Genomic DNA, 8,456 nt, shown 5'->3' with positions numbered 1-8,456 from the left:
GAGCGGGACGTAGGCGCCGCCTGCCAGCAGGATGCCCAGCATGGCGACCACGGCCTCGGCGGAACGCTCGAAGGCCGTCGCCACCGGCGTCTCACGGCCCACACCCCGCGCGACCAGGCCCCGCGCCACCGCCACGGCCCGCTCGTGGAGTTCGCCGTACGTGATCCACCGGTCGCCGTCGACGACTGCCGTCGCGTCGGGGAACAGCCGGGCCTGCTCCCGGAAACAGTCGTCGATGCGGCGTTCGCCGTCGGACGGACGGACGGCACGGACCACGGCCCGGCTCGGGCTGCTCATGTCCCCATGGGGGGAAGGATGCCCAGCTGGGTGAGCACGTCCGACAGGTTCCAGTACAGCGTCTCGTGCCGGACGAGACCGGCGGCGGAGAACCCGTAGACGGTGGCACCGCGCACCGAGAAGGACTTCCCTTTCGCCAGTTCGATGATCTCGTCCGGCATTCCGCCAATGGGCCCCGAGATCGTCCCGGAAAGCGTCCACTGGGCGAATCCGGATTCGCTGTCCGCGAAGAGGAATTCCGGCTCCGCGTGAACGTCCGGCATGGCGGAAATCCACTCCCGCACACCGGCATCGAGTTCCTCGGTGCCCCGCCACACTGATTTGAGGGCGATGTCCTCGGAACGGGCGTCGGCGGTGTAGCAGCCGACCCACGCCTCCGTGTCACCTCGGTTGACGGCGTCGAACCAGCTCCGTATGCGCTTCTCGTTGTCCGTGCGCGGCATCCCGGTCTCCCTTGCCTGCGGGCCTGTTGTCCGCTCGGAGTCTGGATACCGGTGGCGTCCGGAACAACCGTGTCCGGGTTACTTCGTCACGCCCGGAAGGACAATCCCGTTCCCCGGCACGGAAAGTGACGAAGAGCCGGGATCCGCGTTGACCGCGTCCGGCCGGCGCCGGACGGTGAACGCCGTATCGACCGCATTTCCCGGTATCCGAGAAGGGATGGACGAGGATATGACGTCCGCGAAACCGCAGCACTATTTCGAGACGCGGGTTCCGCTGTCCGAGGAGCCTCTCGTCGCGGCTTCCCGGCTGGCCCGTTCGGGACTCCACGACGACTACGTGGTGTACGAGAACTCGGGCCGCTGGTCCTTCGCCGGCGGCGCTCTCGCCGAGCTGTCGCTCGACCGCGAGGGCGCCCGGCTGCGGCAGGTCCACGCGCCGGAGGTCCTGCTGCCCTGGGACGGACAGCCGCTGCGGCAGGTCCAGCGGCTGCTGGACGGTGTGACGATCAGGGACTGGCGCGCCTACGGATGGGCGGCCTTCGAGCTGTCGTACGCCAAGGACGGCGACCTGGAACACGTCGGTGACCAGCGGCTGTTGCATCTGATCGTGCCGCGGACCGAGGTCCGGTTCGAGGACGGCGAGGCCCTGCTGCGCTCCGCCGACCAGGACACCCTGGCGGCGGCCATGGAGATCCTCTCGGACACCTCGACGTTCGCCGGCTTCCGGCCCAGTCCGGTGGATGTGCGCACGGCGGGCGCGGAGCAGTACCGGAAGGCGGTCGGGCTCGCGGTCGACGCCATCAACGGCCGGCAGCTGCAGAAGGTGATCTTCTCCCGGGTCGTCCCGGTCGAGCAGGAGGTCGACTTCGTCGGCACATACGTCACCGGCCGCCGGGGCAACAGCCCGGCCCGCTCCTTCCTGGTGCGGCTGGGCGGTGTCGAGGCGGCGGGCTTCAGCCCGGAGATCGTGGTCCAGGTCGACGGCGAGGGCCGGGTGGTCAGCCAGCCGCTGGCCGGGACCCGGGCGCTCACCGAGGACCCGGTCCAGAACGCGCGGCTGCGCGCCGACCTGCTCTCGGACCCCAAGGAGGTCTACGAGCACGCCATCTCGGTGAAGATCGCGTGGGACGAACTGCTGGACGTCAGCGAGCCGGGCTCGGTGGACGTCGAGGAGTTCATGGTCGTCAAGGAGCGCGGAACCGTGCAGCACCTGGCGTCCCAGGTGGCGGGCCGGCTCGCCGCGGGCCGGAGCGCGTGGGACGCCTTCGGCGCGGTGTTCCCCGCGGTCACGGCCTCGGGCGTGCCCAAGGACGCCGCGTACGACAACATCCGCCACCACGAGCCCGAGGCCCGCGGTCTGTACAGCGGCGCCGTGCTGACGGTGGACCAGGGCGGCGCGATGGATGCCGCCCTGGTGCTGCGCACCGTCTACCGCAAGGACGGCAGGACGTGGCTGCGGGCGGGCGCCGGCATCGTCGGCCAGTCGCGTCCCGAGCGGGAGCTGGAGGAGACGGTCGAGAAGCTCGGCAGTGTCGCCCGCTTCCTCGTGCCGACGTCCACCGGGACGCCGACCACACCCCATGGAATATGAACAGAGCTGTTTGAGTTATGCGCTCACCTGCCTTACCTTAACTTGAACAGCACTGTTTGAGTTACAACGGATCCGAGGGAGCCATGGACCTCACCACCTCACCCACCCGCACGACGGGAGCCCCGTCCGCCCCACCGGCCGGCAAGCGATGGCTGATCCTCGCGGTCCTCTGCATCAGCCTGCTGATCGTCGGCCTGGACACCACCGTCCTCAACATCGCGCTGCCCACCCTGGTCGGCGATCTGAACGCCACGACGAGCCAGCTCCAGTGGATCGTCGACATCTACAGCCTGATGGCGGCGGCCCTCATGCTGCTCGGCGGCAGCCTCGCCGACCGGCTCGGCCGCCGTTCGACCTTCCTGGCCGGGCTGGTCCTGTTCGGCGGTGGCTCCGCCGCGGCCGCCTGGGCGGGCTCGCCGGACGCGCTGATCACGGCACGAGCGGCGATGGGCATGGGCGAGGCGCTCATCATGCCGTCCACCCTGGCCATCATCGGCAACGTCTTCGCCGACCGCGCCGAGCGCGCCAAGGCGATCGCCGCCTGGTCCGGCGTCGTCGGTCTCGGCATCGCGATCGGCCCACTGCTCGGAGGCTGGCTGCTCGGCCACTTCTGGTGGGGCTCGGTCTTCCTGATCAACCTGCCCATCGCCGCCGTCGCCGTGATCGCGGCCCTGGCCCTGGTGCCCGACTCCCGCAGCAGCGAGCGACGCCGGCTCGACCTGGCGGGCGCGCTGCTGTCCGTCCTCGGTCTGAGCTCACTGCTGTGGGCCATCATCGAGGGACCGGTCAAGGGCTGGACCAGCGGGCAGGTCGCCGGCGCCTTCGCCGCGGCGGCGGTCCTGCTGACCGCGTTCGTCGTCCGGCAACTGCGCAGCGACCACCCCATGCTGCCGCTGCGCATCTTCGCCAACCGCAGTCTGGCGATCGGCAACATCCTCGTGCTGCTGGGCCTGTTCGCCCTGCTCGGCACACTCTTCGTGCTCGTCCAGTACCTGCAGTTCGTCCTCGGCTACCCGGCCAAGGACGTGGGTCTGCGCATCGCCCCCACCGCGCTGATCATCCTCCTCGCCGCGCCCGTCGCCTCCCTGGTCGGCCAGAAGGTCGGCACGCGCATCGCCGCCTCCGTAGGTCTCGCCTTCGCGTGCACCAGCCTCGTCGTCCTGGCCACGACCAGCAGCGACGACGGCTACGGCCACGCCCTGCTCGCCATGCTCTTCCTGGGCGCCGGCGCGGGATTCATCATCGGTCCGACCAGCGACGCCATCGTCGGCTCCCTCACGGAGAACGACCTCGGCGTGGGCTCGGCCACCAACAGCTCCTCGGTGCAGCTCGGTGCGGCACTCGGCGTCGCGGTCATCGGCAGCCTGCTGTCCGGCACCTACCGCTCCGAGCTCTCCGACAAGCTGGGCAGCGCCGTACCCGGCCCGGCCGGCGAGTCCGTGGGCAGCGCGCTGCAGGTCGCCCAACAGCTGCCGGGCAGTGCGGGAACCAAGCTCGCCGAGGCCGCCAGGGAAGCGTTCGTGTCCGGCATGCACCCTGCCATGTTCACCGGCGCGGGCGTGGCGGCGGCCGGCATCCTCGTCGCCCTGGCCCTGTTCCCCCGCAAGGGCGGAGAGCCGTCATGAGGGTCGACGGGCTGTACCTGGCGGGCATCGCCACCCACGTCCCGGAGCGTTACGACACCGAACGCGCCGTCAAGGAAGGCCTGTACGACGCGCTGGACCGGGAGGACTCCGGGATCCTCTCGGTCCCGGTGGCCGGGGACACCCCGGGCCCCGATCTGGCGGTCGACGCCGCGCGGGAGGCCGTTCGCCGCTCCGGTCACGCCCCGGACGACTTCGCCGCCGTGCTGCACAGCAGCGTCCACTTCCAGGGGCCCGACGGCTGGTCCGCCCAGCACTACGTCCTCCGCCGCACCCTCGACCGGCCGATCACGGCCGTCGAGGTCCGGCAGGGCTGTCTGGGCATGCTCGCCGGACTCGAACTCGCAGCCTGCCGCCTGTCCGCCGTCCCCGACCGTACGGCCGTGCTGCTGACCACCGGCGACAACTTCGGGACGCGGCTGGCCGACCGCTGGCGGGCGTCCCGGCTGTTCCTGCTGGGCGACGCGGGCGCGGCGGCCGTCGTGTCGAGGCGTGGCGGCTTCGCCCGGCTGCTGGCCGTCGGATCGGTATCGGACCCGGGTATGGAGGAGCTGCACCGCGGCGGCGAGGTGCTCTTCCCCCCGGGCCCGTCCGTCGGACGCGGCCTCAACTTGGAGCAGCGCAGGGAGTACTGGCGTCAGCAGTGGGCGCGGGGAGTCTCCCCGCCCATGGGGCACTTCGGGGACACCATCGCCGAAACGGCCCGCCGGACCCTCGACGAGGCCGGTGTCGCCATGGACGCGATCAAGCGGGTCGCGCACCTCGGCTTCTCCCGGTTCCCCCTCCAGGACATGTTCCTCGACTCCCTGGGCATCGACGAGGCGCGCGGCACCTGGGAGTTCACCCGCACGACCGGCCACCTGGGCGCGGCCGACCCGATCGCGGGGCTCGAACACCTGTGGACCACCGGCCAGGTCGTCCCGGGCGACCACGTGATGCTGATCGGCGCCGCCCCTGGCATGGAAGCGGGCTGCGCGGTCGTCGAGATCACCGCGTCACCGGCTTGAACCTCTCCCCCGCCCGACCCCGAACCGACCGCAGGAGGCGGCTGATGCTCGACGGATGCACACCCTGGCCCGAGGAGACGGCCGAGCGTTATCGCTCGGCCGGCCTCTGGCGCGGCGAGACCCTCTCCGACCTGCTGCGCGACGGGGCCGCACGGCACGGCGCCAAGACCGCGCTCGTCCACGGCGAACGCCGCCTGACCTACGCCGATCTCGACCGCCGGGTCGACCGGATGGCGACGGGTTTCCGGCGCCACGGCATCGCGGCCGGTGACCGCGTCGTCGTCCAGCTGCCGAACGTCCCGGAGTTCGTCGTCGTCTGCTTCGCGCTGTTCCGCGCGGGCGCCAAGCCGGTCTTCGCGCTCGCCTCGCACCGGGCGAACGAGATCCGGCACCTGGTGTCCATGTCCGGCGCGGCCGGGTACGTGATACCCGGCGAGCACCAGGGCTTCGACCATGTCGCCCTGGCCGAGGAGGTCATCGCCGACTCCGCGACGCTGCGGCGCGTGTTCGTCCTGGACGGGAAGGTGCCCGGCGAGGAGCGGTTCGTACCGCTCGACGAGGTGGACGCCGAGCCGGGACCGCTGCCCGCGACCGACCCGTCGGACGTGGCGTTCTTCCTCCTCTCCGGAGGCACGACCGCCCTGCCGAAACTGATCCCGCGCACCCACGACGACTACGCGTACCAGACGAGGGCCGCCGCCGAACTGCTCGAACTCACCCCGGAGGACGTCTACTTGGCGGTCCTGCCGGTCGAGTTCAACTTCGCCTGGGGCTGCCCGGGCGTCATCGGCACCCTCCGCTCCGGCGGCACGGTCGTCCTCGCCGACAGCCCGGTGGCGGACGACTGCTTCGAGACGGTCCGACGCGAGCGCGTCACGGTCACCTCCCTGGTGCCGACGGTGGCGCAGCTCTGGCTGGAGGCCCTGGAGTGGGGGTCCTACGACCTGTCCTCCCTGCGTGTCGTCCAGATCGGCGGCGCACGCCTGCACCGGGAGACCGCCGAGCGGATCGCGCCGGCCTTCGGATGCAGGCTGCAGCAGGTCTTCGGCATGGCCGAAGGACTGCTCACCCTCACCCGCGCCACGGACTCAGCCGAGTCGACGCTGAGCACCCAGGGCCGCCCGCTGTCCCCCGCGGACGAGATACGCGTCGTCGACGAGTCCGGCGCGGACGTGCCGCCCGGGCAGACCGGCGAGCTGCTGGCCCGCGGCCCGTACACGCTGCGCGGCTACTACCGGGCGCCGGAGCACAACACACGCGCCTTCACCGCGGACGGCTTCTACCGCACCGGTGACCTCGCCCGGCTGACGGACACCGGGGAGCTGGTCATCGAAGGACGCCTCAAGGACGTCATCATCCGCGGCGGGGACAAGGTCTCGGCCGGCGAGGTCGAGGGCCATCTGCTGACACACCCCGAGGTGGACCGGGCGGCGGTCGTTCCCGTGCCGGACGAGTTCCTGGGCGAACGGATCTGCGCGTACGTCGTTCCGGCCGCGGGCGGGGCGCCGTCGCTCACCGGGCTCAGGCGGGCGCTGCACGAGCGCGGCATCGCGGACCACAAGCTGCCCGACCGGCTGGAGATCGTGGACACGTTCCCGCTCACCGGCCTCGGCAAGGTCGACAAGAAGGTGCTGGCGGCCGAGGCCGCCGCCCGAGTGAGGAGTGAGCGGTGACAGCGGAAGAAGTGACCTCGGGGGATCTGCGGAAGACGATCGCCGACATGGTGGGACTGGGTCCCGCGGAGATAGCGGAGGACGCCAACCTGGTGCATCTGGGCCTGGGTTCACTGGAGATGATGCGTCTGGTCACCCGGTGGCGCCGGGCGGGCCTGGTGGTCTCCTTCCGCGAGCTGGCCGCCGAGCCCACGCTCGCCGCGTGGCAGCGGCACCTCGACGAGGTACGGCGGCCGGAGGCGTCGGCATGACTCCGCGCAGGGATGCCGAGGGCCTGCCCGAGCGGCCGCCGGCGCTGCTAGTCCGCGGCGGCTTCGTGTACACGGCCGACGCCGGGGCCACCGTCCTGCCCACCGGCTCGGTACTGGTCGTCGGTGACCGCATCGCCGCGGTGGGTTCCGTCGCCGAGGTCGAGGCGGTGGTCGCGGGGCTCGAACCCGGCGTACGGGCCGGGCTGCGTACGGTCGACGCCGGCCGGATGATGGTGCTGCCCGGCTTCGTGAACGCCCACTGGCACGAGATGTTCGCGCTGCGCGTCCCCTTCAAGGGCGCGCTCAGGAGCCCGGACGACCGTGCCGACGAGCCCGGCTTCATGGCGCTCGGCGGGGACGTCCGGCGGATCTCGATGGTGTTCGACACCTTCCAGGGCTTCGTGGAGGGCCTCAGGGAGGACGAGGCCGAGGCCATCGCCCGGTACTCGTTGTGGACGCAGCTCAGGTCCGGTACGACGACGCTCGGCGACGTGGGTTCCGTCAACCGGCCGGAAGCCCTCGCCGCCGCCACCCTGGGCCTGGGACTTCGGTGCGCCGTCAGCACCTGGGCCGCGGACGCGGTCTGCGCGCCGGGCGAGAGCTCGTTCCGGCGCACACGGGACGCGGATGCCGAACTGGCGCGGATCGACGGCGTCCTGACACGGGCCGCGGGCGACCCGACGGGACGGCTGCGGGCACGGCCGACCGCGGCGTACGTGCCGAACATGAGCGACGAACTGGGCGCGGGCCTCGCCCGGCTGGCGGCGGCGTACGACGTGCCGTTCGCCACGCACGTCGGCGCGCTGCGCCACGAGGCCGAGGTCGTGGAGAGCTACTACGGCACCACTCCGCTGCGCCGGCTGGACCGGCTGGGGCTCCTCAACGACCGTCTGATGGCGGTGCACTGCGCCTTCGCGGACGAGGAGGAACGCCAGTCGCTGCTCACGGCCGGCGTCCACATCAGCCACTCCCCCGCCAAGTACGGGGCGACGGGCGAGTCGACGCTCACCGAGACGGGGCTCATCCCCGAGCTGCGGGAGAAGGGACTGGACGTCTCGCTGTCCACCGACGGCGTCGTGTATCCGCTCGGCGGGATGGCGGAGACCATGCGGGCCGCGTGGCAGGCGTACAACGAACGGTCCGCCGACAACACCACGCTGGTGCCCACCGAGGCCCTCGCCATGGCCACCCGGATCGCGGCCCGCGGGCTGCGCTGGGACGACGCGCTCGGCAGCCTGGAGCCCGGGAAGCAGGCGGACCTGGTGCTGGTCCCGATCGACGACTGGCGCTATGTCCTCAACTCCCGTCCCCTGGAGGCGTTCCTGACGCTGGGCGGGTCGGCGGACGTGGACACGGTGATCGTCGCCGGGCGCGTGCTGCTGGAGGCCGGTCGCTCGACCCATCTGGACGAGGCCGGACTCCAGGACGCGTACCTGGACGCGCTGCGCTCCTTCTCCGCACGCCGGCTGGGCATCCCGGACGACGTGCTGCGGCGGCTGTTCGACGACGACCCGAGGCTTCGCCGGGGGCCGGCGACCGGCCCGCGATGAG

At 71.7% G+C, this 8,456-nt stretch carries 8 protein-coding genes; 6 read left to right on the top strand and 2 right to left on the bottom strand.

The window, feature by feature from the left end; translation table 11 throughout:
- Window positions 1-297: AMP-binding protein (locus tag R6V09_RS02900; protein WP_317879735.1), on the bottom strand; the 297-nt coding region annotated here is incomplete at its 3' end.
- Window positions 294-740, bottom strand: coding sequence for an ester cyclase (locus tag R6V09_RS02895; RefSeq protein WP_317879734.1), 447 nt, complete (start codon window positions 738-740; stop codon window positions 294-296). The genes R6V09_RS02900 and R6V09_RS02895, both read right to left, overlap by 4 nt.
- Window positions 741-969: 229 nt before the next feature.
- Here R6V09_RS02895 and R6V09_RS02890 point away from each other — a divergent pair, with 229 nt between their 5' ends.
- The 6 genes from R6V09_RS02890 (at window position 970) to R6V09_RS02865 (ending at window position 8,455) form a co-directional block, all read left to right on the top strand.
- A complete protein-coding gene (locus R6V09_RS02890; protein ID WP_317879733.1) occupies window positions 970-2,331 on the top strand; it encodes a salicylate synthase in 1,362 nt (453 codons plus the stop codon).
- An 83-nt stretch (window positions 2,332-2,414) separates the two neighbouring features.
- Window positions 2,415-3,956 carry a DHA2 family efflux MFS transporter permease subunit gene (locus R6V09_RS02885; protein WP_317879732.1) on the top strand — a complete coding sequence of 514 codons (1,542 nt, stop codon included), beginning with the start codon at window positions 2,415-2,417 and terminating at the stop codon, window positions 3,954-3,956.
- Window positions 3,953-4,981: a ketoacyl-ACP synthase III family protein gene (locus R6V09_RS02880; protein ID WP_317879731.1), complete on the top strand. Its 1,029-nt coding sequence runs from the start codon at window positions 3,953-3,955 to the stop codon at window positions 4,979-4,981. Before R6V09_RS02885 ends, R6V09_RS02880 begins: the two co-directional genes overlap by 4 nt.
- 44 nt (window positions 4,982-5,025) lie before the next feature.
- The gene (locus R6V09_RS02875) at window positions 5,026-6,654 is read left to right on the top strand and encodes a (2,3-dihydroxybenzoyl)adenylate synthase (protein WP_317879730.1); all 1,629 of its coding nucleotides are present in this window, start codon (window positions 5,026-5,028) and stop codon (window positions 6,652-6,654) included.
- On the top strand, window positions 6,651-6,905 hold the full coding sequence (locus R6V09_RS02870) for a phosphopantetheine-binding protein (protein WP_317879729.1): 255 nt from the start codon (window positions 6,651-6,653) through the stop codon (window positions 6,903-6,905). The genes R6V09_RS02875 and R6V09_RS02870 overlap by 4 nt, the downstream gene beginning before the upstream one ends.
- A complete protein-coding gene (locus R6V09_RS02865) occupies window positions 6,902-8,455 on the top strand; it encodes an amidohydrolase family protein (protein ID WP_317879728.1) in 1,554 nt (517 codons plus the stop codon). The genes R6V09_RS02870 and R6V09_RS02865 overlap by 4 nt, the downstream gene beginning before the upstream one ends.
- The last annotated feature ends 1 nt before the right edge of the window (window position 8,456 follow it).

The sequence above is a fragment of the Streptomyces sp. W16 genome (genome assembly GCF_033194735.1).
GTDB lineage: Bacteria > Actinomycetota > Actinomycetes > Streptomycetales > Streptomycetaceae > Streptomyces.
Note: the sequence above shows the minus strand (reverse complement) of the source record. Positions and strands in the feature narration are given on the sequence as shown.

Coding starts and splice junctions, on each gene's coding strand:
- R6V09_RS02885 (WP_317879732.1), top strand. CDS start 2,415: ATGGACCTCACCACCTCACCCACCCGCACGACGGGAGCCCCGTCCGCC.
- R6V09_RS02865 (WP_317879728.1), top strand. CDS start 6,902: ATGACTCCGCGCAGGGATGCCGAGGGCCTGCCCGAGCGGCCGCCGGCG.
- R6V09_RS02875 (WP_317879730.1), top strand. CDS start 5,026: ATGCTCGACGGATGCACACCCTGGCCCGAGGAGACGGCCGAGCGTTAT.
- R6V09_RS02880 (WP_317879731.1), top strand. CDS start 3,953: ATGAGGGTCGACGGGCTGTACCTGGCGGGCATCGCCACCCACGTCCCG.
- R6V09_RS02890 (WP_317879733.1), top strand. CDS start 970: ATGACGTCCGCGAAACCGCAGCACTATTTCGAGACGCGGGTTCCGCTG.
- R6V09_RS02895 (WP_317879734.1), bottom strand. CDS start 740: ATGCCGCGCACGGACAACGAGAAGCGCATACGGAGCTGGTTCGACGCC.